Origin of the sequence: Aureimonas glaciei, assembly GCF_014643375.1 — a bacterium.
Lineage (GTDB): Bacteria > Pseudomonadota > Alphaproteobacteria > Rhizobiales > Rhizobiaceae > Plantimonas > Plantimonas glaciei.
Genome location: NZ_BMJJ01000001.1, coordinates 308229 through 331130 on the forward strand (window position 1 = coordinate 308229; position 22902 = coordinate 331130).

A 22902-nucleotide genomic window follows, 5' to 3' on the forward strand; every position below is an offset into this window, starting at 1 on the left:
CCCGTCTGGTCGCCCTGACGCGATCGGTTGCCCGGTCGCGCGGATTGCGTCTTTGATGGCCTCGCTGCGCATCGCCCTCCTCATCGTGGTGCTGACGCTGACGACGCTGGTGCTGCTGCCGCTGCAGGCGCTGGCGATCTGGCTAAAATGGCCCATCGCCCGCTATCTGCCGCTGCTCTGGCACCGCATCGCCTGTCCGCTGGCGGGTCTGAGGGTCATCGTCCACGGCACGCCGGCCACAGGGCGCCCGATGCTGGTCGTCGCCAACCACCAGTCCTGGGCCGACATCATCGCGCTCGGCGGCATCGTGCCGCTCTCCTTCATCGCCAAGTCCGAGGTCCGCACCTGGCCGGCCTTCGGACAACTCGCCCGGCTGCAGCGCACCGTCTTCGTCGCCCGCGACGAGCGCCGGCGCACCGGCGAGCAGGCCGACGCCATCGCCGAACGCCTCAGCCGCGGCGACGCCATGGTTCTGTTTGCCGAAGGCACGACCTCCGACGGCAATGCCGTGCTGCCGTTCAAGACCGCTTTGTTCGGCGCCGCGCAGACGGCGCTGAAGCAGTCGGGGGCCGAGGCCGTCGTGGTGCAGCCGGTCTCGATCGCCTATGTCAGGGCCCACGGCCTGCCGCTCGGCCGCTTCCACCGGCCGCTCGCCGCCTGGCCGGGCGATGTCACGCTCGGGCCCCATCTCGTCCGCTTCCTCAGGGAAGGGGCGATCGATGTCGAGATTTCCTTCGGCACGCCCATCCCCTTCACCCCCACCAGCGACCGCAAGGCCGTCGCCCGGGCGGCCGAGGCGGAGGTGCGGCGGCTGATGGGCCAGAGTCTCGCCGGTCACAGTCCGGCGGCCGATCCGCAGTCTTTGCCCGCAAACGTTAATCACCGCTTGCGTCCCATGCCTGCCGAGCCGATATAGGAGATTGGCAGGACAGGTCTTCCAGAAGGGCGCATGACTTCAAGTCACGACGATGGTTTAAGAGGGACAGGCGGCTCCACGGTACCCGGGCCGGCTGCGGCCCCGCCCCGCAAGGTCTTCATCAAGACCTATGGCTGCCAGATGAACGTCTATGATTCGCAGCGCATGGGCGACGCCCTGGCCGGCGACGGCTACGAGCCGACAGAGGCGATCGACGAAGCCGACCTCATCCTCCTCAACACCTGCCACATCCGCGAGCGGGCGGCCGAGAAGATCTATTCCGAGCTCGGGCGCATCAATGTCCTGAAGCGTGAGCGCGCCGCCGTCGGCAAGTCGCTCAGCGTCGCCGTGGCCGGCTGCGTGGCGCAGGCGGAAGGGCGCGAGATTCTCGACCGCGCGAAGGTCGTCGACCTCGTCATCGGGCCGCAGACCTATCATCGCCTGCCGCAGGCGCTGGCCCGCGTCGCCGCCGGCGAGCGCGTCGTCGACACCGACTATGCCGTCGAGGACAAGTTCGCCCATCTGCCCGACGCCAAGCCGCGGCAGATCCTCGCCCGCGGCGTCACCGCCTTCCTCACCGTGCAGGAGGGTTGCGACAAGTTCTGCACCTTCTGCGTCGTGCCCTATACCCGCGGCGCCGAGGTTTCGCGTCCGACCGCGCAGATCCTCGGCGAAGCAAGGCGGCTGGCCGAGGCCGGCGTGCGCGAGATCACCCTGCTCGGCCAGAACGTCAACGCCTGGGCCGGCGAGGATGGCGTCCCCATCGGCCTCGGCGATCTCCTGCGCCGGCTGGCGGAAATCCCGGGCATCGCCCGGCTGCGCTACACGACCTCGCACCCGCGCGACATGGGCGACGATTTGATCGAGGCGCACCGCGACCTGCCGGCGCTGATGCCCTATCTGCACCTGCCGGTGCAGTCGGGCTCCGACCGCATTCTCAAGGCGATGAACCGCCGCCACAAGGCCGAGGACTATCTGCGCCTGGTCGAGAAGATCCGCCGCAGCCGCCCCGGCATCGCCTTGTCGGGCGATTTCATCGTCGGCTTTCCCGGCGAGACCGAAGAGGATTTCCAGGCGACGCTCGATCTGGTGCGTACCGTCTTCTACGCCTCGGCCTATTCCTTCAGGTATTCGCCCCGCCCGGGAACGCCCGGTGCCGACCTGCCGGACCACGTGCCGGAGGCGGTGATGTCGGAGCGGCTGGAGCGCCTGCAGGCGCTCCTGCGCGAACAGAACCTCGCCTTCATGGGCTCGCTCGTCGGCCAGGAGATCGAGGTTCTCGTCGAGAAGCCCGGCCGCTATCCCCATCAGCTCGTCGGACGCTCGCCGTTTCTGCAGCCCGTCGTTCTGCCCCTTTCGGCCGGCGCCATCGGCGACGTCGTCAGGGTCAGGATCGACAGCCTCGTCGCGAATTCGCTGGTGGCCGTGGGGGCCAATCCCCCGGACAGGCAGCCTTTAAGGATGATCGCATGAAGGCCATTCGTGGAGCGGTTCCCTCGTCCGGTGCGTCCGACATGGCGCATATCGTCCTCAGCTACGAGGACAACCGGTTGGCGAGCTCGCTCTTCGGACAGTTCGACGAGAATCTGGCGGTGATCGAGCAGAAGCTCGGCGTCGATGCCCGCACGCGCGGCAATCAGGTCGAACTGCGCGGCGATCCCATGGCGAGCGAACAGGCGCGGCGCACCCTCGACCATCTCTACGGCCGGCTGCAGGGCGGTGCCGAGATCCAGAAGTCGGATGTCGAGGGCGCGATCCGCATGGCCATCGCTCAGGACGACCAGCTGGTGCTGCCGACGCTGGAGAAGAAGGGCCGCATGTCGCTGGCGCAGATTTCGACGCGCAAGAAGACCATCCACGCCCGCACGTCGACGCAGGACGCCTACATGCGCGCGCTGGAGCGCGCCGAGCTGGTGCTCGGCGTCGGCCCGGCCGGCACCGGCAAGACCTATCTCGCCGTCGCCCATGCCGCCATGCTGCTTGAGCGCGGCCAGGTCGACCGCATCGTCCTGTCGCGCCCCGCGGTCGAAGCGGGCGAGCGGCTCGGCTTCCTGCCGGGCGACCTGAAGGAAAAGGTCGATCCCTATCTCCGGCCGCTCTACGACGCCCTCTACGACATGATGCCGGCCGAGAAGGTCGAGCGGGCGCTGGCTGCCGGCGCCATCGAGATCGCCCCGCTCGCCTTCATGCGCGGCCGCACCCTGTCCAATTGCTGCGTCATCCTCGACGAGGCGCAGAACACCACATCCATGCAGATGAAGATGTTCCTGACCCGGCTCGGCGAGAATGCCCGCATGGTCGTCACCGGCGATCCCTCGCAGATCGATCTGCCGCCCGGCCAGAAGTCCGGTCTCGTCGAGGCGATGCGCGTGCTCGGCGACATTCCGAACGTCGTCACCGTGCGCTTCGAGGCCAAGGACGTCGTCCGCCATCATCTGGTCCAGGCGATCGTCGAGGCCTATGAGGCCGACAGCACCCGCAACCGCATCCCCGTCCTGCCCAGCGAGCGACAATGAGCCAGCCTGCCGCCCAGCCGGCGCCGCCGCCACGGAGCGCGGCCGCCCCATCCGGGATCTTTTCCGGGTTGAGCGTGGCGCTCGCCGTCGACGACGAGGCCTGGCTGGACCAAGGCCTCGGCGATCTGGAGACCCTGGTTCTCCGGTGTCTCGCGGCATCGGCCGCGCGCCTGTCGCTGCCGCAGGACCTCGCCACGGAGCTCGGCGCGACCTTCGCCGACGATGCCGCCGTTCAGGCGCTCAACGCCGAGTGGCGCGGCATCGACAAGCCGACCAATGTCCTGTCCTTCCCGCTCGTCGATCTGGAGCCGGGCGACCTTCCCGGTCCGATGCTCGGCGACGTAATCCTCGCCCGCGAGACGCTCGAGCGTGAGGCGGCCGCCGAGGACAAGACGCTGCACGACCATCTCTGTCATCTGATCGTGCATGGCTTCCTGCATTGTCTCGGGTTCGACCATGTCGACAGCGACGACGCGGAGGCGATGGAACAGCTGGAAACCGCGATCCTCGCCGATCTCGGCATTGCCGACCCCTATGCCATGATGGCCCCCGCCGGCACGGCGGACAGAACCCAAGCGAACCGGTGACGATGAGCCAGATGAAGATCCCCCGAGAGCAGGACGGGCATGCCGGGACGAGTTACGAAGCGGCGGCCGAGCGAACGCCGGAAGACCGAAGTCCCGGCGCCCGGCAAAAGCCGCAGGCGCCCATCCGGCAGAGTTTCCTGTCCGGCTTCATGGCCCGCCTGAAGCCCAAGGTTCCGGCCATGCTGCGCCAGGATCTCGCCGATGCCCTGCGCGGCAACGGCGACGGCGTGTTCTCCACCGAAGAACGCGCCATGCTGAACAACATTCTGAGGCTCCGCGAGGTCCGCGTCGAGGACGTGATGGTCCCCCGGGCCGATGTCGAGGCGGTGGCGATCACCGTCACCCTCGGCCAGCTGATGCGCGAGTTCGAGGCCAGCGGCCATTCGCGCATGCCGGTCTACGGCGAGGATCTCGACGATCCGCGCGGCATGATCCACATCCGCGACGTCCTGGCACACATCACCCGCTGCGCCCAGACCGGCACGCCGGCGGCGCCGGATCTCGAGACGGTCGTCGGACCGGTGCCCGAGACGCCGCTGGATCTCGGCCACATCGATCTCGACCGCAGCATCGAGGAGCTCGGCCTCCTGCGCGATGTCCTGTTCGTGCCGCCGTCGATGCTCGCCTCCAACCTGATGGCGCGCATGCAGGCGACGCGCACGCAGATGGCGCTGGTGATCGACGAATATGGCGGCACCGATGGCCTGGTCTCGCTGGAAGACATCATCGAGATGGTCGTCGGCAACATCGAGGACGAGCATGACGACGCGGTCGCGCTGATCGTGGCGCGCGGCGACGGCGTCTATGTCGCCGATGCCCGGGCCGACCTGCACGATGTCCGGATTATGATCGGCGACGACTTCGACTTCTCCGACTTCGAGGAGGAGGCCGAGACCGTCGGCGGACTGCTGTTCTCCCGCCTCGGCCGCGTGCCGGCCCGTGGTGAAGTGGTCGCGGCGGTCCCGGGCTTCGAGTTCCATGTCCTCGACGCCGATCCGCGCCGGGTGCGGCGGGTGCGGATCGTGCGTCTCGACAGCCCCGCCAGCGACGGCGCCGCCCTTTCCTGAGGCAAAGGCAACGGCAAGGCTCCGGCCTGTCCGCAGGTGCCCGCGGGCGCGGCGGCGTCCCGCGCGGGCGACGGCGAGGGGAGCCTGACGAAAGGTTGCGGCCGGATGGGTAGCGGTGGACGGTGGGTGCCGTCCGCACGAGGCGGGTAGACGAGGTTGTTGGCGATGCGAAAGCTTGCGGCGAAGGTCGTGCTGATGGACGGCTGGCGCCGCGCCGGGCTGGCCGTGTTCGCCGGTGCCTTCACTGCCCTCGGTCTCGCGCCGGTGGACTTCTTCGCCGCCGGCTTCGTCGGCTTTCCGCTTCTGGTCTGGATGCTCGATGGCGCCGCCGGCAATCCGGCCGCCGGCATGCTGCGCCGCCTCGGCCCGGCCTTCCGGATCGGCTGGTGCTTCGGCTTCGGCTATTTCGTCGCCGGCCTGTGGTGGCTGGGCGCGGCCATGCTGACCGGCGGCGACGCCTTCCTCTGGGCGATCCCGCTCGCCGTCTTCGTCCTGCCGGCCATCCTATCGATTTACTTCGGCCTCGCCGCCGCTTTGGCGCGCGCCTTCTGGGTCGAGGGGCCGCTGCGGCTGCTGGCGCTCGCCGTCAGCTTCTCCCTGTTCGAAGTCTTGCGCGGCACGCTCTTCACCGGCTTTTCCTGGAACGAGATCGGCGTCCTCGCCGCGCCCGTGCCGCTGCTGATGCAGTCGGTGTCCGTCGTCGGCCTGCACGGGCTGACGCTCGCCGCCGTCTTCGTCTTCGCCGCGCCGGCGCTCTGTGTGGCGCCACGGGGACGCGCGCCCGCGCTTGCCCTGGCGGCCTTGCTCTGCGTGGCGCATGTCGGCTTCGGCGCCTTTCGCCTGGCCAGCGCCACGGGGGAAGCCGAGGCCGGGCTCGCTCTGCGCATCCTGCAGCCGAACATTCCGCAGACCGAAAAATGGGACGCGGCGGAAGCCGACCGCAATTTCGACCGGCTGATGCAGCTGACCGAGACCCGGCCGGAGACGCCGCTGGCGCCGAAGACACTGATCATCTGGCCGGAATCCTCGGTGCCCTTCCTTCTGACCGACCGGCCCGACGCCATCGGTCGCCTGGCCACGGCCCTCCAGCCGGGCGAGATCCTCGTCGCCGGCGCCGCGCGGGCCGAGCGCCGCGACGACGCCGCGCCCCGCTACTACAATTCGGTCTATGTCATCGACGACGAGGGCGTCATCGTCGACGCCCGCGACAAGACGCATCTCGTCCCCTTCGGCGAATATCTGCCGTTCCAGGCCTATCTCGAGAGCCTCGGATTCAGCCAGCTCGCCGCCTTGCCCGGCGGATTTTCCGCCGGCGCCGACCGCTCCCCCGTCGCCCTGCCGGACATCCCGGCCTTCCTGCCGCTGATCTGCTACGAGATCATCTTCCAGGACGAGATCGACCGCTCTCCCGCCGCGCGGCCGGGCTTCATCGTCAACGTCACCAACGACGCCTGGTACGGCCAGACGCCCGGACCCTACCAGCACCTCCGGCACGCCGAAATGACCGCCGTCGCGCTCGGACTGCCGCTGGTGCGCAGCGCCAATACCGGCGTCTCGGTCGTCAACGACGCCTATGGCCGCGTCGTTGACGGGCTGGCGCTCGGCTCGGCGGGAACGATCGAGGTGCTGCTGCCCGCAGAGGTGCCGTTCACCGTCTTTTCGCGCTGGGGCAACGGGCTGTTTTGGGCTGCAATCGCAATGGGTTCGTTACTGTTGTGCTGGCGCGTTGTCAACAATGCCCGGCGGGATTGATTGACAGCGGATTATGTCAACGAATAACCCGATAAGAGGAATTTTTGCCAAAAGATCCATTCTCTTGTTCAATCCCCGTTCGCTGAAGTGAAATGGGGCCATCCTTTCCGGTCGCCGAACCTGGGCCGGTCTGCAGGGCGAAGGTCGGACGATGATCGAGAATAAGAAGAAGCCCAACCCCGTCGACACGCATGTCGGATCGCGCGTGCGTCTTCGCCGGACCATGCTCGGCATGAGCCAGGAAAAGCTGGGCGAGGCGCTCGGCATCACCTTCCAGCAGATCCAGAAATACGAGAAGGGCTCGAACCGCATCGGCGCCAGCCGTCTGCAGCGGATCACCGAGGTCTTGAACGTGCCGGTCTCGTTCTTCTTCGAGGACGTTCCGGGAACTTCGGCCGACAGGCCGGGCGGCCTCAGCGAGCCCTCCGGGCCCGACTATGTCGTGGATTTTCTCTCGACCTCCGAAGGCCTGCAGTTGAACCGCGCCTTCGTCAAGATCAGCGACCCGAAAGTGCGGCGCCGGATCATCGATCTCGTCCGGTCCCTCGGTGACAGCGCCGAGGGCGAGGCCGCCAGCTAGCCCGGGCCGGACGCTCCGGCGCCTTGGCCCCGGCTGGCGTGCTGTTTTTGCTTGACGTCGGGCCATTCCGCCGTCAAACCCCGGCCGCCGGCCTGGCGGCTTCGGCCGACGCGCTGGCGGCACTGATCGACTGAATTCCAACCGACGCAAGTGATGGATGGGCTTCTCGCCGCTGCACAAGGCGGTTCGCGGCCCTCAGACTAGGGATCAGCATGGCACGCGACGCATATCTTTTCACGAGCGAAAGCGTCTCAGAAGGACATCCCGACAAGGTCTGCGACCGGATTTCGGACGAGATCGTCGATCTGTTCTTCAAGGAAGCCAAGAAGTCCGGAATGGATCCGGCGCTGGTGCGCGTGGCCTGCGAGACGCTGGCGACGACGAACCGCATCGTGATCGCCGGCGAGGTCCGCTGCTCGATGACCGAGAAGGCGATGCGCTCCAAGGTCAAGTCCGCGGCGCGCAAGGCGGTGAAGGCGATCGGCTACGAGCAGGACGGCTTTCACTGGAAGCATGCCAAGATCGACGTGCTGCTGCACTCCCAGTCGGCCGACATCGCCCAGGGCGTCGATGCCTCGGGCAACAAGGACGAGGGCGCGGGCGACCAGGGCATCATGTTCGGTTACGCCTGCCGCGAAACGCCCGACCTGATGCCGGCGCCGATCTACTACGCGCACAAGATCCTCGAGCGCCTGGCCGGCGCCCGCAAGGCGGGTGAAGGCGATGCCGGCAAGCTCGGCCCCGACGCCAAGAGCCAGGTGACCGTTCGCTACGTGAATGGCGTGCCGACCGAGGTCGTGTCGATCGTGCTGTCGACCCAGCATCTCGACGAAAGCCTCTCCTCCACCGATGTCCGCGCCATCGTCGAGCCTTTCATCCGCGAGCAGCTCGCCGATATCACCATTGCCGAGGACTGCGCCTGGCACGTCAACCCGACGGGCAAGTTCGTCATCGGCGGTCCCGACGGCGATGCCGGCCTCACCGGGCGCAAGATCATCGTCGACACCTATGGTGGCGCCGCGCCGCACGGTGGCGGTGCCTTCTCCGGCAAGGATCCGACCAAGGTCGACCGCTCGGCCGCCTATGCCGCCCGCTACCTCGCCAAGAACGTCGTCGCCGCCGGCTATGCCGACCGCTGCACGATCCAGCTCTCCTACGCCATCGGCGTCGCCGAGCCCCTGTCGGTCTATGTCGATCTGCACGGCACCGGCAAGGTCGACGAAGCCAAGATGGAGACGGCCCTGCGCCAGGTCATGAGCCTGACCCCGCGCGGCATCCGCGAGCATCTGCAGCTGTCGAAGCCGATCTACGCGCAGAGCGCGGCCTACGGCCATTTCGGTCGCAAGCCCGGCCGCGACGGCTCCTTCTCCTGGGAAAAGACCGACCTCGCGCCGAAGCTGAAGGCCGCTCTTGCCGGCTGACGAACAGGGCCTGCCGCGGCCGGCTTCGGCCGCCGCGGCCTCGCCATCCGACACGAGCCGTCCGGGAAGGCTGCGGGAGGCCTTCTACGGCCGGCTGCACGGCAAGACACTGCGGCCGGGCCAGGCGCGCAGCCTCGAGACCCTCCTGCCGCAGCTCGCCCTGGACCTGGTCGAGCCCGCCCCCGCCGATCTTCGGCAGGTCTTTTCCGGCACCGTCGAGGCGGTGCGGCTGGAAATCGGCTTTGGCGGCGGCGAGCATCTCCTGTCGATGCTCCAGCGCTTTCCCCGCGCCGGCTTCCTCGGCGCCGAGCCTTTCGTCAACGGCATGGCGAAGATGGTGGCGGCGCTGGACGCCGAGCCCTGCGACCGGGTCAAGCTCTTCTCCGACGACGCGACGTGCCTCCTCGACTGGTTGCCGGACGCCTCGCTCGCCGGCATCGATCTCCTCTATCCCGATCCCTGGCCGAAGCCGCGCCACTGGAAGCGCCGTTTCGTCAGCGCGGCCAATCTCGATCGCTTCGCCCGGGTGCTCGTGCCCGGCGGCCTCTTCCGTTTCGCCTCCGACATCGATTCCTATGTCGCCTGGACGCTGAAGCATTGCGGTGCCCATGCCGCGTTCGACGAGGTCGCGGCCGCGCCCGCCGACCGGCTCGTCCCCTATGAGGGTTGGCCGGGAACGCGCTACGAGGCGAAAGCGCTGCGCGAGGGCCGCCGCCCACGCTATCTCGCCTTTCGACGGGTCGCGCACGCGGCGGGTTGATGCCGCGGCGAAATTGGCCTATATCGCTTTTAAATTCTCAGCGATGACGTCGTGAGAGTGGGGCCTGCCGGTCCCGCTCTTTTTTGTTACCGGGGTCCGGTTTCGCACGGCGCACCGACCCGGGGAGGGGACGATCTCCGCTTTCCCATCGACCTTGCGCGGCAGCGTGACCTCATAAAGGGCTGCCGAGCGGCCCCAACGCCGGAGAGCGCGTGACGAACGACGACGGGACTTCCGAGGCCAATGCCGAAGCCGAAGCCGCCAATGCCCGACGCCTCATCGTCGAGGACGGGCTCGAGGGGGTGATCGCGGGAATCGTCGAGCCGGTGATCGCGCAGCTCGGCTATCGCCTGGTGCGCGTGCGGATCTCGCAGCTGAACGGCATGACCCTGCAGATCATGGCCGAGCGCGCCGACGGCACGATGGCGGTCGAGGATTGCGAGGCGGTCAGCCGGGCGGTATCGCCGGTGCTGGATGTCGAGGATCCCATCGAGCAGGAGTACCATCTCGAGGTTTCCTCGCCCGGCATCGACCGCCCGCTGGTGCGCCATGGCGACTTCGCCAACTGGACGCATCACCTGATCAAGCTCGAGACCTCGCGCCTGGTTTCCGGGCGCAAGCGTTTTCGTGGTAAGATCGTCGAGGTGTTGCGCGACGCGATCCGCTTCGAGCGCGACCAGGCGCATCCCGAAGAGGAGCTGGTCGTCGAGATCGCGCTCGACGCGATCAGCGATGCCCGCCTGATCCTGACGGACGAACTGATCGATGCGGCATTGAAGGCCGACAAGGCGGCCCGCAAGGGACGCGGCGAGAACGACAACGATCCGGCCACCGGGCAGGACCAGTAGGCATAGCGGGCGCGCGGCGCCCGTCACGAACGAAAATCGCGGCGGCGCGGAAGGCTTTGCCCGCACGGCGCCCGAACGCGGCTTTGGTTGAGGAGAGATTTGATGGCAGTCAGTGCGAACCGGCTCGAGCTTCTGCAGATCGCAGATGCCGTCGCGCGCGAAAAGTCGATCGACCGCGAAATCGTCATCGAGGCGATGGCCGAGGCGATCCAGAAGGCTGCGCGGTCGAAATACGGCCAGGAGACGAACATCCGCGTCGACATCAACACCAAGACCGGTGAGATGAAGCTGCAGCGGCTCCTGGAAGTGGTGGAGGAGGTCGAGGACCCCAACACCCAGATCTATCTCGACCTCGCCCGCGACAAGAACCCGGACGCCGAGCCCGGCGACTTCATTGCCGAGCAGCTGCCGCCGATGGATTTCGGCCGCATCGCCGCCCAGTCGGCCAAGCAGGTCATCGTCCAGAAGGTCCGCGACGCCGAGCGCGACAAGCAGTTCGAGGAATACAAGGACCGGCTCGGCGAGATCGTCAACGGCACGGTCAAGCGCGTCGAATACGGCAACGTCATCGTCGATCTGGGCAAGGGCGAAGGCATCATCCGCCGCGACGAGCAGATCCCGCGCGAGCTCTTCCGCTACGGCGACCGCGTCCGCGCCTTCGTCTACGACGTGCGCCGCGAGCCGCGCGGACCGCAGATCTTCCTGTCGCGTACGCATCCGCAGTTCATGGCGAAGCTCTTCACCATGGAAGTGCCGGAAATCTACGACGGCATCATCGAGATCAAGTCGGTCGCCCGCGATCCGGGTTCCCGCGCCAAGATCGCCGTGGTCAGCCGCGACTCGTCGGTCGATCCGGTCGGCGCCTGCGTCGGCATGCGCGGCAGCCGAGTGCAGGCCGTCGTCGCCGAATTGCAGGGCGAGAAGATCGACATCATTCCCTGGTCGCCGGACGCCGCTTCCTTCCTCGTCAACGCGTTGCAGCCGGCGGAAGTCTCCAAGGTCGTGCTCGACGAAGACGCCGAGCGTATTGAAGTCGTGGTCCCGGATGACCAATTGTCTCTTGCGATCGGTCGCCGCGGCCAGAACGTTCGCCTCGCCTCGCAGCTGACCGGCTGGGATATCGACATCCTGACCGAGCAGGAAGAATCGGAGCGCCGGCAGAAGGAATTCGCCGAGCGGTCAGATCTTTTCATGAACGCGCTGAACGTCGACGAAATGGTCGGCCAGCTCCTGGCCTCCGAAGGCTTCACCTCGGTCGAGGAAGTTGCCTTCGTCGGTCGCGACGAAGTGGCCGCGATCGAAGGCTTCGACGAGGACACGGCGGAAGAGATCCAGTCGCGGGCGCAGGAATACCTGGAGCGCCGCGAGAGCGAATTCGACGCCAAGCGCAAGGAACTCGGCGTCGAGGACGCGCTGCGTCAGATCGACGGCCTGACCACGCCGATGCTGGTCGCCCTCGGTGAGGACGGCGTCAAGACGATGGAAGACTTCGCCGGCTGCGCCGCTGACGATCTGATCGGCTGGACCGAGCGCAAGGACGGCGAGACCAAGCGTTTCCCCGGCGCGCTCTCGGCCTTCGAGATCACCCGGGTCGATGCCGACCGCATGGTCATGCAGGCCCGCGTCGCGGCCGGTTGGGTGACGGCGGAGGAACTTGCCGGCCCTGCGGGCGACGAAGACGAGGTTGTAGAAGAGGTTGCGGTCTGAGGGGCGCGACGGGATTTCTTCGGTGACCGGCAACGGCACGGCGGCAAAGGGCGACCTCACCGCCGGGATGCCGGCGACGGCAGATGGGGTGGAAGACGAACTGGGGGGCGAGGTGAACACGCGCATGTGCATCGTGTCGCGCCAGACCTTCGAGCCCGAGGCCCTGATCCGCTTCGTCGGGGCGCCGGACGGTTCGGTCGTTCCGGACTTCCGCCGGCGTCTTCCGGGCCGCGGCGCGCATGTCGAGGCGCGTCGCGAGGCGGTGGATCTGGCGGTGAAGCGCAAGCTCTTCGGGCGGGCGCTGAAAAGCGACGTGAAGGCGGCCGAGACCCTGGGGGCCGAGGTCGATGAATTGCTCCGGCGCAGCGCGCTCGGCTTTTTCGGGCTTGCCCGCAAGGCTGGCGAGTTCGTCACCGGCGCGGCCAAGGTGGATATCGCCATCCGCACCGGCCGCGCGATTGCTGTGGTACATGCGACCGACGCGGCTGCCGACGGCATCCGCAAACTGGACAATGCCCGCACCGCCGCAGTGGCGTTGGGGGATGCCGATCCGATCCCGGTGTTTCGTTCGTTTACCTCGGACGAAATGGGTTTGGCCTTCGGCGGCGAGAATGTGATACATGCTGCCGTCCTTGCCGGCGATGCGGGCGCGGCCCTTCTGAAGCGTTTGGAAGCGCTGTCGACATATCGGGGTCCCCGGACCCAAGCGAACTCCCCGCAGGCGCCAGAGCCGACAGACCGGGAGATCGCCAGGAAGACGAATTCGGACCATCCGCAGGCGGATGGTCCCGGCATGGATGGTGGGTGCGGGGTCGAACCTGCACAGGAAGCGGAAGTCTAGATGAGCGACACGAAATCCGGCGACGACAAGACGCTGAGCGTGAACACGAAGAAGACCCTGACGCTGAAGCGCCCGGGTGTCGAGCAATCGACCGTCCGCCAGAGCTTCTCGCATGGCCGGACGAACAATGTCGTCGTGGAAACCAAGAAGCGCCGGGTCGTCAATCCGCACGACGCCAAGGACGCGGCAACGCCGCCCCTGTCGGCCGATCGCGCCGCAGCCCTGGCCGCCTCGCTGCAGGCCGCTGCCAGTGCGCCCGCCGCCGAGGCGCCGAAGCCGGCCGCGCCGGTGACCGAGGCTGTCGCTCCGGCAGCGCCGGCGCCGGCTGCCGCCGCAACCCCGGCCCCCGCTGCAGCGACGCCCGTCGCTGCCGAGCCGGCGGCCGAGGCCGTCAAGGCGCCTGAAGCCGTCAAGGCCCCCGAAGTCGTGGCAGCGCCCGTCGCCGCCAAGGCCGAGGAGCCGAAGGCCGAGGCACCCGTTGCCGCCAAGGTCGAGGCGCCCGCCGCCGTCGCGCCGGCTCCCGCCGTCGCAGCCGCCGACGTTGTTGCGGCCAAGCCGGCCCCGGCAGCTGCCGCACCGGTCGCTGCAACGCCCGCTCCGCGGGTCGAGGCGCCACGTCCGGCTGCCTCCTCCCCGGCTCCGGCGCGTCCCGCCACGGGCTACCAGGGCGCCGGTCGCACCGGTGCGCCGCAGCCTGCCGGCCGTTCCGGTCAGCCGCAGGCCGGCAACAACCGCTCGGGCCCGTCGGCCCAGCCGGTTCGTCCGGCCGCACCGAGCCAGCGTCCGACGGCCGCGCCGACCGGCCGCCAGCCTCGCGGTGCCGTCCTCAACGACCTGTCGTCGCGTGAGATGGATGCCCGTCGCCGGGCGCTCGAACTTGCCAAGCAGCGCGAGGCCGAGGAGCGTCGCCTGTTCCTCGCCGACGAAGCCCGCCGCATCGCCGACGACGAGCGTCGCCGCGCCGAGCGCGAGGAGAGCGAGCGTCGCCAGGCCGAGGAGGCCGCCCGTCTCGAGGCCGAGCAGGCTGCTCGCCGCAAGGCCGAGGAAGAGGCCTCGCGCCGTCCCGCCAACATCGCCCAGCCGCCGGTCAGCAATGTCCCCGGCGAGGATCCGCTGGTCCGTCCGGCCCGCGGCGAAGTCGTCAAGGGCACGCGCCGTGCCGATGGCGAGCTCGAGGAAGTCGCCGGCCGTTCGCGCGGCGGCCCTGCTGGCGCCCGCCGTCCGGTCAAGGTCGAGGTCGCCAAGCCGACAAGAGCCCGCACCGAAGAAGATCGCCGCAAGGGCAAGCTGACGCTGGACAAGGCGTTGACGTCGGAAGAGGGCGCCCGTGGCCGCTCTCTGTCCTCCATGCGTCGCCGCCAGGACAAGCTGAAGCGTTCGCAAATGAATCAACAGCGCGAGAAGATCGCGCGTGAGGTCACCATCCCAGAAACCATCACCATCCAGGAACTCGCCAACCGCATGTCGGAGCGGGCCGTCGACGTCATCAAGTTCTTGATGGCGCAGGGCCAGATGATGAAGCCGGGCGACGTCATCGACGCCGATCTGGCCGAGCTCATCGCGTCGGAATTCGGTCATCAGCCGAAGCGCGTCGCCGCCTCCGACATCGAGGAAGGCATCTTCAACGTCGCCGACAATGTCGAGAACCTCGTGCCGCGGCCGCCGGTCGTCACGATCATGGGCCATGTCGATCACGGCAAGACCTCGCTGCTCGACGCGATCCGCCACACCAAGGTCGTCACCGGCGAGGCCGGCGGCATCACCCAGCACATCGGTGCCTATCAGGTCGTCCACGAGGGCTACCCGATCACCTTCATCGACACCCCGGGCCACGCCGCCTTCACGGCGATGCGTGCCCGTGGCGCGCAGGCGACGGACATCGCGATCCTCGTGGTCGCGGCCGACGACAGCGTGATGCCGCAGACGATCGAGTCGATCTCCCACGCCAAGGCGGCGGGCGTTCCGATCATCGTGGCGATCAACAAGATCGACAAGCCGTCGGCCGATGCCCAGAAGGTGCGCACGCAGCTTCTGCAGCACGAGGTCTTCGTCGAATCCATGGGCGGCGAGGTTCTCGACGTCGAGGTCTCCGCCAAGACGGGCCTCGGTCTCGACAAGCTCCTGGAAGCCATCCAGCTGCAGGCGGAACTGCTCGAACTGCAGGCCGATCCGAACCGCACCGCCGAGGGCGTCGTCATCGAGGCGCAGCTCGACAAGGGCCGCGGCCCGGTCGCGACCGTGCTCGTCCAGTCCGGCACGCTCGCCATCGGCGACATCGTCGTCGCCGGCGACATGTGGGGCAAGGTCCGCGCCATCGTCAACGACAAGGGCGCGCAGCTGAAGAAGGCCGAGCCGTCGATGCCGGTGGAAGTCCTGGGCATGCAGGGCACCCCGCAGGCCGGCGATCGCTTCGCCGTGGTCAACGACGAGGCCCGTGCCCGCGAGATCTCGGAATACCGTCAGCGCCTGACGCGCGAGAAGCAGGTGGCGAAGTCCGCCGGCCAGCGCGGCTCGCTCGAGCAGATGATGTCGCAGCTGCAGGATACGGGGCTCAAGGAGTTCCCGCTGCTCATCAAGGGCGACGTGCAGGGTTCGGTCGAGGCGATCATCTCCGCCCTCGACAAGCTCGGCACCGACGAGGTGCGGGCGCGCATCATCCATTCGGGTGCCGGCGCGATCACCGAGTCCGACATCACGCTGGCCTCCTCGTCTAATGCCGCGATCATCGGCTTCAACGTCCGGGCGAATGCCCAGGCGCGGACGGCCTCCGAGCGCGAAGGCATCGAGATCCGCTACTACAACATCATCTACGACCTCGTGGACGATGTGAAACAGGCGATGTCGGGCCTGCTGTCGCCGGAGCGTCGCGAGACCTTCCTCGGCAATGCGCAGATCCTCGAGGTCTTCCACATCACCAAGGTCGGCAAGGTCGCCGGCTGCCGGGTCACCGAGGGCAAGGTCGAGCGCGGCGCGGGCGTCCGCCTCATCCGCGACGGCGTGGTCATCCACGAGGGCAAGCTGTCGACGCTCAAGCGCTTCAAGGACGAAGTGTCGGAAGTGCCGTCGGGCCAGGAATGCGGCATGGCCTTCGAGAAGTACGAGGACATGCGCCAGGGCGACGTCATCGAGTGCTTCCGCGTCGAGCATTTCGCCCGCACGCTCTAGGCCTTTTCGAACGGCAGATACGAACGGCCCGGATCAACCGTCCGGGCCGTTTGCCTATTGTGAAATCCGGTGTTTTTCGGATTCGGCCCGCCGGGCCGCCCGCGCGACACCTGCCGGCATCCCGGTGGTGCCTCGAAGCGGGGTGTGGCGGGATCGTCCTCGCGCCAAGGCGGACGAGGGCATGATCGCCTGCGCGATCGCCGATCGCGGCAGGACGGGCTGCCGGCGCAAGGGCCCCGCTGGCCATCAACCCGGAAAACGGGACGGAACAGAAGAGACAGGAAACATCATGGGACGCAGTCAGCATGGCCGGTAGAAAAGACAGCGGCCCGACCAACCGCCAGCTCGGCATCGGCGAGAAGGTCCGCCATGCGGTGACGGAGGTGCTGGCGCGCGAATCCTTCAGCGAGCCGCTGCTCGACCGAGCGGTGATCTCGGTGACGGAAGTGCGCATGTCGACCGACCTAAAGCTGGCGACCGCCTTTGTCACGGTTCTCGGCCAGGCCGATGTCGAGCCCTATGTCGAGGCGCTGAACCGCCATTCGAAATTCGTCCGCGGCCGGATCACCCCGGCGCTGCGGACGATGAAATACATGCCGGACATCCGGTTCAAGACCGACACGTCCTTTGACAACTACGCCCGCATCGATGCGCTCTTGCGCTCGCCGGAAGTCGCCAGGGACCTTGATGAGACACGAGAAAAGGACGACGACCATGATTTGGACCGATGAGAAACTGGGCGCGAAATCCCCCGGCGAGCGCCACCAGCTCTATGTGAACGCCCGTTCCATGGATTCCGACGACGCCCGCGCGCTCGTCACCATGATCGAGGAGTCGGGCCTGCCCTATTCGCTCGACCGCTCGCTGCGCGTGCCCGATCCGATCTCGATCAAGGTCGCCGAGATCGCCTATTCGGCCGAAGCCACCAAGGCGATGGAAGAGGCGATCCGCAACGAGCTGCCGCCGATGGCCGCCCTCGATCCCATGCTGATCCAGGCGCTCGGCGACGATTACGGCCCGCACAACTCCTCCACCACCTTTGCCGGCCGGATCTCGGCCGAGCGCATGATGCAGCGCGGCTACCAGAAGGTCGGACGCAAGCAGAAGCTGCCGGCCGACTGCCGCGCCAAGACGGCGGAAGTCATGGTCAAGCGGCCGGGGGCACCCGAGTAGCATGACAGCACGACGCGGCAAGAAGCCGAAGGGCCGGCCGGTTTCCGGCTGGGTGATCTTCGACAAGCCGAGAGGCATGGGATCGACCGAGGCCGTCTCCAAGATCAAATGGCTGTATTTCGCCCAGAAGGCGGGTCACGCGGGAACGCTGGACCCGCTGGCCTCCGGCATGCTGCCGATCGCGCTCGGCGACGCGACGAAGACGGTTCCCTACGTGATGGACGGCCGCAAGGTCTACCAGTTCGCAGTGCGATGGGGCGTCGAGACGACGACCGACGACACCGAGGGAACGGCAGTGAACGTCTCCGACGCAACAAGGCCGAGCCGCGCCGATGTCGAGGCGCTGATGCCGCGCTATACCGGCGAGATCAGCCAGGTCCCGCCGCAGTTCTCGGCGATCAAGATCGACGGCAACCGCGCCTATGACCTGGCGCGCGAGGGCGAGGTCTTCGAGATCGCCGCCCGCACCGTCACCGTGCACAGTCTCGACCTCGTCGAGATGACCGAGGACACCACCGTGTTCGAGGCCGAATGCGGCAAGGGCACCTATGTCCGCTCGATCGCCCGCGACATGGGGCGCGATCTCGGCTGCTTCGGCCACATCGTCGATCTCCGGCGCATCGTCGTCGGCGCGTTCGACGAAGCCGACATGGTGACGCTCGAGGATCTCGAAATGGCCGCCGACGAGGGGCGCGAGACGCTGACCGAGGAAGAGGTCGAGGCCGGCGCCAAGCCGCGCGTCGTCGATTTCTCCGGTCTCGACGAATATGTCCTCGATCCCGCTCTGGCGCTGACGGACCTCTACGAGGTGCCGCTGACCGACGAGCAGGCGGGGAGGGTGCGCTCCGGCAATCCCGTCCTCCTGCGCGGCCGCGACGCGCCGGCCTTCTGCGAGGAAGCCTATGCCACCGGCGGCGGCCGTCTCGTGGCGCTCGGCGCCGTCGAGGAGGGCGAGTTCCGCCCGAAACGGGTGTTCGGCGGCCGCGGCTGACGGTCCTTTTGAGGACGGCGATTCCCCCGAGTCGCCGTCCTCTTCCCCTTGAACGTGCTTCTACCAGATCCTCGGCGCCGGAAACGCGCCTGTGTCGATCTCCTCGATCAAACCGCCTGCTGCATCGCCAGCGCGGCGTGGAACCGAACCTGGCCCTTGCCGGCGCGCTTGCCGAGGAACAGGGCCTCGTCGGCCTGGCGCAGCAGCACGAGCGGGTCGGTGCTGTCGTCCTCGGCGATGGCGACGCCGATGGTGGCGCCGACCGTGACGTCCTGACCGGATTCCAGTCGGATCGGAATGTGCAAGGCCCGGATCATCCGCTGACCGATGGCCTGGATCGCCGCGGGCTGCTCGTGGCCGTCGAGGACCAGGGCAAACTCGTCGCCGCCGAGGCGGGCCACCATGTCGGACGGACCGACCTCGCCGGACATCCGTTCGGCAATGACCTTCAGCACGGTGTCGCCGGCCGGATGGCCGTGCACGTCGTTGATCAGCTTGAAGCCATCGAGATCGAGATAGAGCAGGGCGAAACGGGGCCCGCCGTCCGCGACAAGGCGAGAGGCCGCGTCAAGGTAGTTGAAGAACAGCACGCGGTTGGGCAGGCGCGTCAGGGCGTCGTGGTTGGCGCGCCATTCGCTTTCGGCGATCATCGTGGCGGCTGACTGCGCCTGCTTCAGCATCATGACCGCCAGCAGGACGAACAGCCCCGTCAGGGCCAGCCAGATCGGCAGGACCGTCCGGAGCAACGCCTTTCCCGGCTGTTCGCCGTCCCAGCTGAGCCCACCGATCGCGACGCCGCCGGCGGTCACCAGCTTGACCTCGGCTTCGGCAAACTGGCCGACCGACACAGCGTGCATGCCGGGCAGGAGATAGGCCTTTTCGATCTGATCGAGCTTGCCGGGGAGAAGGCGGTCGACAACGACCAACAGCAAAGGCGGCCCGGGGCTCTCCCGGCCCGGCGTGAAGTAGCGGATCGGCGCGACGGCGACGATGGCCGGAAGCCCGTCGGCCAGGACCAGTCCCGACGCCGCGCTGTCGCGCTCGCCGGCGCGCTGGCTGGCGACGAGGGCGCCGAAGCCCGCCGTGAGCGCCGCGTTGACCGCACGGTCAGAGCGCTTCCCGTCGATCGAGGCATAGCGGGTGCTGCCGTCCGGGGCGATGACGAAGGCCATGTCGAAGCCGAGGGACTGGAAGGTCCAGGCACCGATATTGGCATCGGCCCAGGCCGGATCGAGCCGGGTGGCCAGGCGATCCACGGCGTCGTCCCAGGCGCCATAGTCGAGAACCGTCGTTTCCATCTGCCGGCGGCGGACCGCGACGGCGCTTTCGGCGAGACGGGCCTCATGCTCCCGCGTCACGCGGGTCTCCTGCTCGGCGATGGCGAAGACCGCGATCAGCGAAACGGCCAGAACCACGGCCAGGAGGATCGCCACCGGGACGGTAAACTTCAACAGCACCTGACGGTAGATGAGCGCTGAGCTGGACATGGGACCCGTGGCAACTTTCCCCTCCTCGATAGCGCCCGCGGTCTGAAGAATCCCTCAAGCCGGCGCCCCCAGTTTTCCGCCCCCGGCAGGAGCGGGAGCGCGCGGCTGGGCGCGTTCTGCAGCGTGCGGCCAAGCCAGGGCGGGAGGAAGAAGCGGGCGGCAGGCGATCGGCGCACCGCCCATCGGCGGTTCGAGGCCGCTTCCGGCACGAGACTGGCATTCCCCGTGGAATTGGACTATACCCGCGCCAGCGCCGACGGGCTTTTCGCCCTGTCAACGCGCTTTCATGGCCCAGGCTGGACGACATCCCTGCTTCGGGCGACCCCAAACCCATCATCAGAAAGGGCTAGACGATGTCGATCACGCCTGAGCGCAAGACCGAAGTCATCAAAGAATTCGCGACCAAGGAAGGCGACAGCGGTTCGCCGGAAGTCCAGGTCGCGCTGCTCTCCGAGCGCATCAACAACCTGACCGACCATTTCAAGTCGCACAAGAAGGACAACCACTCGCGTCGTGGCCTTCTGCGCATGGTCGCGACCCGCCGCAGCCTGCTCGACTACCTGAAGCGCGTCGAAGAGCCGCGTTACACCGCGCTCGTCGCGCGTCTCGGCCTGCGCCGCTAGGAAAATCACTGCCCGGCGGGCGTCCTGAGGGACGATCCCGCCGGTTCTCTATCAGGAGCCTCGCTGATCCCGGCGAGGCCCTGCCCCCTCCGGCGGCTGCAAAGTCGCCGGGATGAACCGAAACGGTCATGGGGCAGGATTGCCGGCGGCTTCCCGGCATGGCCCGCGACGGCATCGCCGTCCGGGCGCGATCGTGCCGAAAGGGACAGCCCTTTCGCGAAGCCCCCCGTCGTCTTGCCCATGACACGCTTCTGACAAGCGAATGCGACCGCTTTGGCCCTCGGCCGGCAGCGGCGCCCACCAAAGGCACACCATTATGTTCAATACGCACAAAGTCGAGATCGAGTGGGCGGGTCGTACCCTCACTCTGGAAACCGGCAAGATCGCCCGCCAGGCCGACGGCGCCGTTCTCGCCACCTATGGCGAGACCGTCGTCCTCGCCACCGTCGTCTCGGAAAAGAAGCCGAAGGTCGGCTTCGACTTCTTCCCGCTGACGGTCAACTACCAGGAAAAGACGTTCGCCGCCGGCAAGATCCCGGGCGGCTTCTTCAAGCGCGAAGGTCGTCCGTCCGAGAAGGAGACGCTGACCTCGCGCCTCATCGACCGGCCGATCCGCCCGCTCTTCGCCGCCGGCTACAAGAACGACACCCAGGTCGTCCTCACTGTCCTGCAGCATGACCTCGAGAACGATCCGGACATGGTCGCGCTGGTCGCCGCCTCGGCCGCGCTGACGCTCTCGGGCGTGCCCTTCATGGGCCCGATCGGCGGCGCGCGCGTCGGCTACATCAACGGCGAGTACAAGCTGAACCCGCATGTCGACGAAATGCCGGAGTCGGAGCTCGACCTCGTCGTCGCCGGCACGCAGGACGCCGTGCTGATGGTGGAGTCGGAGGCTCACGAGCTGTCCGAGGACATCATGCTGGGCGCCGTCATGTTCGGCCATCGCGGCTTGCAGCCGGTGATCGACGCGATCATCCAGCTGGCCGAGCACGCCGCCAAGGAGCCGCGCGAGCACGTCACCGCCGACAATTCCGGCCTCGAGAAGGACATGCTCGCCCTCGTCGAAGGCGAGCTGCGCGATGCCTACAAGAACACCGACAAGATGGCCCGCTACGCCGCCGTCGATGCGGTGAAGACGAAGGTGATGGCGCACTTCCTGCCCGAGGGCCAGGACCCGAAGGCGCCCAAGGAAGTCGTCGTCGCCGTGTTCAAGGACCTGCAGGCGAAGATCGTCCGCTGGAACATCCTCGACACCGGCAGCCGCATCGACGGCCGTGACCTCTCGACGGTCCGCCAGATCGTCGCCGAGGCCGGCATCCTGCCGCGCACCCACGGCTCGGCGCTGTTCACTCGCGGCGAGACCCAGGCGCTGGTCGTCGCCACGCTCGGCACCGGCGAGGACGAGCAGTTCGTCGACGCCCTGACCGGCACCTACAAGGAGAGCTTCCTCCTCCACTACAACTTTCCTCCCTACTCGGTCGGCGAGACCGGCCGCATGGGTTCGCCCGGCCGCCGCGAAATCGGCCATGGCAAGCTCGCCTGGCGCGCCATCCGTCCGATGCTGCCCGGCAAGGAAACCTTCCCCTACACGATCCGCGCCGTCTCCGAAGTGACCGAGTCGAACGGCTCGTCCTCGATGGCCACCGTCTGCGGCACCTCGCTGGCGCTGATGGATGCGGGCGTGCCGCTCGGCCGTCCGGTCGCGGGCATCGCCATGGGCCTGATCAAGGAAGACGAGCGCTTTGCCGTCCTTTCCGACATCCTGGGTGACGAAGATCACCTCGGCGACATGGACTTCAAGGTCGCCGGCACCTCCGAGGGCATCACCTCGCTGCAGATGGACATCAAGATCCAGGGCATCACCGAGGAGATCATGAAGGTCGCCCTCAACCAGGCCAAGGGCGGTCGCCTGACCATCCTCGACGAAATGGCGAAGGCCCTGTCGACCAACCGCGCCGAGCTCGGCGAGTTCGCGCCGCGCATCGAAGTGATGATGGTGCCGACCGACAAGATCCGTGACGTCATCGGTTCGGGCGGCAAGGTCATCCGCGAGATCGTCGAAAAGACCGGCGCCAAGATCAACATCGAGGACGACGGCACGGTCAAGATCGCCTCGTCCTCGGCCAAGGAGATCGAAGCGGCGAAGAAGTGGATCCACTCCATCGTCGCCGAGCCGGAAGTCGGCGTGATCTACGAGGGCACCGTGGTGAAGACCGTCGAGTTCGGCGCCTTCGTCAACTTCTTCGGTTCGCGCGACGGCCTCGTCCACATCTCGCAGCTCGGCGCCGAGCGCGTCTCCAAGACGACCGACGTCGTCAAGGAAGGCCAGAAGGTCTGGGTCAAGCTGATGGGCTTCGACGAGCGCGGCAAGGTCCGCCTGTCGATGAAGGTCGTCGACCAGGCCACCGGCGAAGAGATCAAGGGCGGCGAGGAAGCCGCGTAACGCGTCTTCTTCCACCGCCGATCGA

17 protein-coding genes and 3 pseudogenes are annotated in these 22902 nt (G+C 67.6%); 19 read left to right on the top strand and 1 reads right to left on the bottom strand.

All coding sequences use genetic code 11. The features are described from left to right. Positions 1-52 precede the first annotated feature (52 nt). The 17 genes and pseudogenes from olsA to truB all read left to right on the top strand — a co-directional run bounded on the left by olsA (position 53) and on the right by truB (position 18324). The gene (olsA, locus tag IEX88_RS01420) at positions 53-916 is read left to right on the top strand and encodes a lyso-ornithine lipid O-acyltransferase (RefSeq protein WP_188848771.1); all 864 of its coding nucleotides are present in this window, start codon (positions 53-55) and stop codon (positions 914-916) included. A gap of 33 nt (positions 917-949) precedes the next feature. Further along, complete coding sequence (gene miaB / locus IEX88_RS01425) at positions 950-2389, top strand: tRNA (N6-isopentenyl adenosine(37)-C2)-methylthiotransferase MiaB (protein WP_188848772.1); 1440 nt, start codon at positions 950-952, stop codon at positions 2387-2389. Continuing rightward, the gene (locus IEX88_RS01430) at positions 2386-3432 is read left to right on the top strand and encodes a PhoH family protein (protein WP_188848773.1); all 1047 of its coding nucleotides are present in this window, start codon (positions 2386-2388) and stop codon (positions 3430-3432) included. The genes miaB and IEX88_RS01430 overlap by 4 nt, the downstream gene beginning before the upstream one ends. Next, complete coding sequence (ybeY, locus tag IEX88_RS01435; protein WP_188848774.1) at positions 3429-4019, top strand: rRNA maturation RNase YbeY; 591 nt, start codon at positions 3429-3431, stop codon at positions 4017-4019. Before IEX88_RS01430 ends, ybeY begins: the two co-directional genes overlap by 4 nt. 11 nt (positions 4020-4030) lie before the next feature. Next, positions 4031-5199: pseudogene (locus IEX88_RS01440) on the top strand (hemolysin family protein). A gap of 52 nt (positions 5200-5251) precedes the next feature. Next, positions 5252-6838: an apolipoprotein N-acyltransferase gene (gene lnt / locus IEX88_RS01445; RefSeq protein ID WP_188848776.1), complete on the top strand. Its 1587-nt coding sequence runs from the start codon at positions 5252-5254 to the stop codon at positions 6836-6838. 151 nt (positions 6839-6989) lie between these two features. After that, the gene (locus IEX88_RS01450) at positions 6990-7418 is read left to right on the top strand and encodes a helix-turn-helix domain-containing protein (protein WP_188848777.1); all 429 of its coding nucleotides are present in this window, start codon (positions 6990-6992) and stop codon (positions 7416-7418) included. A gap of 212 nt (positions 7419-7630) precedes the next feature. Beyond that, positions 7631-8839 (top strand): methionine adenosyltransferase, encoded by a 1209-nt coding sequence (metK, locus tag IEX88_RS01455; RefSeq protein WP_188848778.1) that lies wholly within the window; start codon positions 7631-7633, stop codon positions 8837-8839. Between the two features lie 10 nt (positions 8840-8849). Continuing rightward, positions 8850-9599, top strand: coding sequence for a tRNA (guanine(46)-N(7))-methyltransferase TrmB (gene trmB, locus IEX88_RS01460; RefSeq protein WP_373289542.1), 750 nt, complete (start codon positions 8850-8852; stop codon positions 9597-9599). 212 nt (positions 9600-9811) lie between these two features. Next, positions 9812-10447 (top strand): ribosome maturation factor RimP, encoded by a 636-nt coding sequence (rimP, locus tag IEX88_RS01465; RefSeq protein WP_188848779.1) that lies wholly within the window; start codon positions 9812-9814, stop codon positions 10445-10447. A gap of 102 nt (positions 10448-10549) precedes the next feature. Further along, complete coding sequence (gene nusA / locus IEX88_RS01470) at positions 10550-12154, top strand: transcription termination factor NusA (RefSeq protein WP_188848780.1); 1605 nt, start codon at positions 10550-10552, stop codon at positions 12152-12154. A 67-nt stretch (positions 12155-12221) separates the two neighbouring features. Next, positions 12222-12881 (top strand): annotated as a pseudogene (locus IEX88_RS01475) (RNA-binding protein); the annotation flags it as partial. Between the two features lie 114 nt (positions 12882-12995). After that, a pseudogene (locus IEX88_RS27165) lies at positions 12996-13106 on the top strand (hypothetical protein); the annotation flags it as partial. Between the two features lie 315 nt (positions 13107-13421). After that, positions 13422-16160 carry a translation initiation factor IF-2 gene (gene infB / locus IEX88_RS01480; RefSeq protein WP_308423822.1) on the top strand — a complete coding sequence of 913 codons (2739 nt, stop codon included), beginning with the start codon at positions 13422-13424 and terminating at the stop codon, positions 16158-16160. Positions 16161-16465: 305 nt separating this feature from the next. After that, entirely contained in the window at positions 16466-16891 is a 426-nt protein-coding gene (rbfA, locus tag IEX88_RS01485) for a 30S ribosome-binding factor RbfA (protein WP_188848782.1), read from the top strand. After that, positions 16875-17333: a hypothetical protein gene (locus IEX88_RS01490; RefSeq protein ID WP_188848783.1), complete on the top strand. Its 459-nt coding sequence runs from the start codon at positions 16875-16877 to the stop codon at positions 17331-17333. The genes rbfA and IEX88_RS01490 overlap by 17 nt, the downstream gene beginning before the upstream one ends. 1 nt (position 17334) lies before the next feature. Further along, entirely contained in the window at positions 17335-18324 is a 990-nt protein-coding gene (gene truB, locus IEX88_RS01495) for a tRNA pseudouridine(55) synthase TruB (protein WP_188848784.1), read from the top strand. A gap of 107 nt (positions 18325-18431) precedes the next feature. On the opposite strand, the gene IEX88_RS01500 is transcribed toward truB, so the two are convergent. Continuing rightward, positions 18432-19811, bottom strand: a complete 1380-nt coding sequence (locus IEX88_RS01500; RefSeq protein ID WP_188848785.1) for a diguanylate cyclase domain-containing protein — start codon at positions 19809-19811, stop codon at positions 18432-18434. Positions 19812-20164: 353 nt separating this feature from the next. On the opposite strand from IEX88_RS01500, the gene rpsO reads away from it, so the two are divergent. Then, positions 20165-20434, top strand: a complete 270-nt coding sequence (rpsO, locus tag IEX88_RS01505) for a 30S ribosomal protein S15 (RefSeq protein ID WP_188848786.1) — start codon at positions 20165-20167, stop codon at positions 20432-20434. Positions 20435-20750: 316 nt separating this feature from the next. Further along, entirely contained in the window at positions 20751-22877 is a 2127-nt protein-coding gene (gene pnp, locus IEX88_RS01510) for a polyribonucleotide nucleotidyltransferase (RefSeq protein ID WP_188848787.1), read from the top strand. Positions 22878-22902 lie beyond the last annotated feature (25 nt).

Bases quoted from the DNA above. Each gene is read 5' to 3' on its own strand.
- miaB (WP_188848772.1), top strand. From the start codon at position 950: ATGACTTCAAGTCACGACGATGGTTTAAGAGGGACAGGCGGCTCCACG.
- IEX88_RS01430 (WP_188848773.1), top strand. From the start codon at position 2,386: ATGAAGGCCATTCGTGGAGCGGTTCCCTCGTCCGGTGCGTCCGACATG.
- ybeY (WP_188848774.1), top strand. From the start codon at position 3,429: ATGAGCCAGCCTGCCGCCCAGCCGGCGCCGCCGCCACGGAGCGCGGCC.
- lnt (WP_188848776.1), top strand. From the start codon at position 5,252: ATGCGAAAGCTTGCGGCGAAGGTCGTGCTGATGGACGGCTGGCGCCGC.
- IEX88_RS01450 (WP_188848777.1), top strand. From the start codon at position 6,990: ATGATCGAGAATAAGAAGAAGCCCAACCCCGTCGACACGCATGTCGGA.
- metK (WP_188848778.1), top strand. From the start codon at position 7,631: ATGGCACGCGACGCATATCTTTTCACGAGCGAAAGCGTCTCAGAAGGA.
- nusA (WP_188848780.1), top strand. From the start codon at position 10,550: ATGGCAGTCAGTGCGAACCGGCTCGAGCTTCTGCAGATCGCAGATGCC.
- rbfA (WP_188848782.1), top strand. From the start codon at position 16,466: ATGGCCGGTAGAAAAGACAGCGGCCCGACCAACCGCCAGCTCGGCATC.
- IEX88_RS01490 (WP_188848783.1), top strand. From the start codon at position 16,875: ATGATTTGGACCGATGAGAAACTGGGCGCGAAATCCCCCGGCGAGCGC.
- truB (WP_188848784.1), top strand. From the start codon at position 17,335: ATGACAGCACGACGCGGCAAGAAGCCGAAGGGCCGGCCGGTTTCCGGC.
- IEX88_RS01500 (WP_188848785.1), bottom strand. From the start codon at position 19,811: ATGTCCAGCTCAGCGCTCATCTACCGTCAGGTGCTGTTGAAGTTTACC.
- rpsO (WP_188848786.1), top strand. From the start codon at position 20,165: ATGTCGATCACGCCTGAGCGCAAGACCGAAGTCATCAAAGAATTCGCG.
- pnp (WP_188848787.1), top strand. From the start codon at position 20,751: ATGTTCAATACGCACAAAGTCGAGATCGAGTGGGCGGGTCGTACCCTC.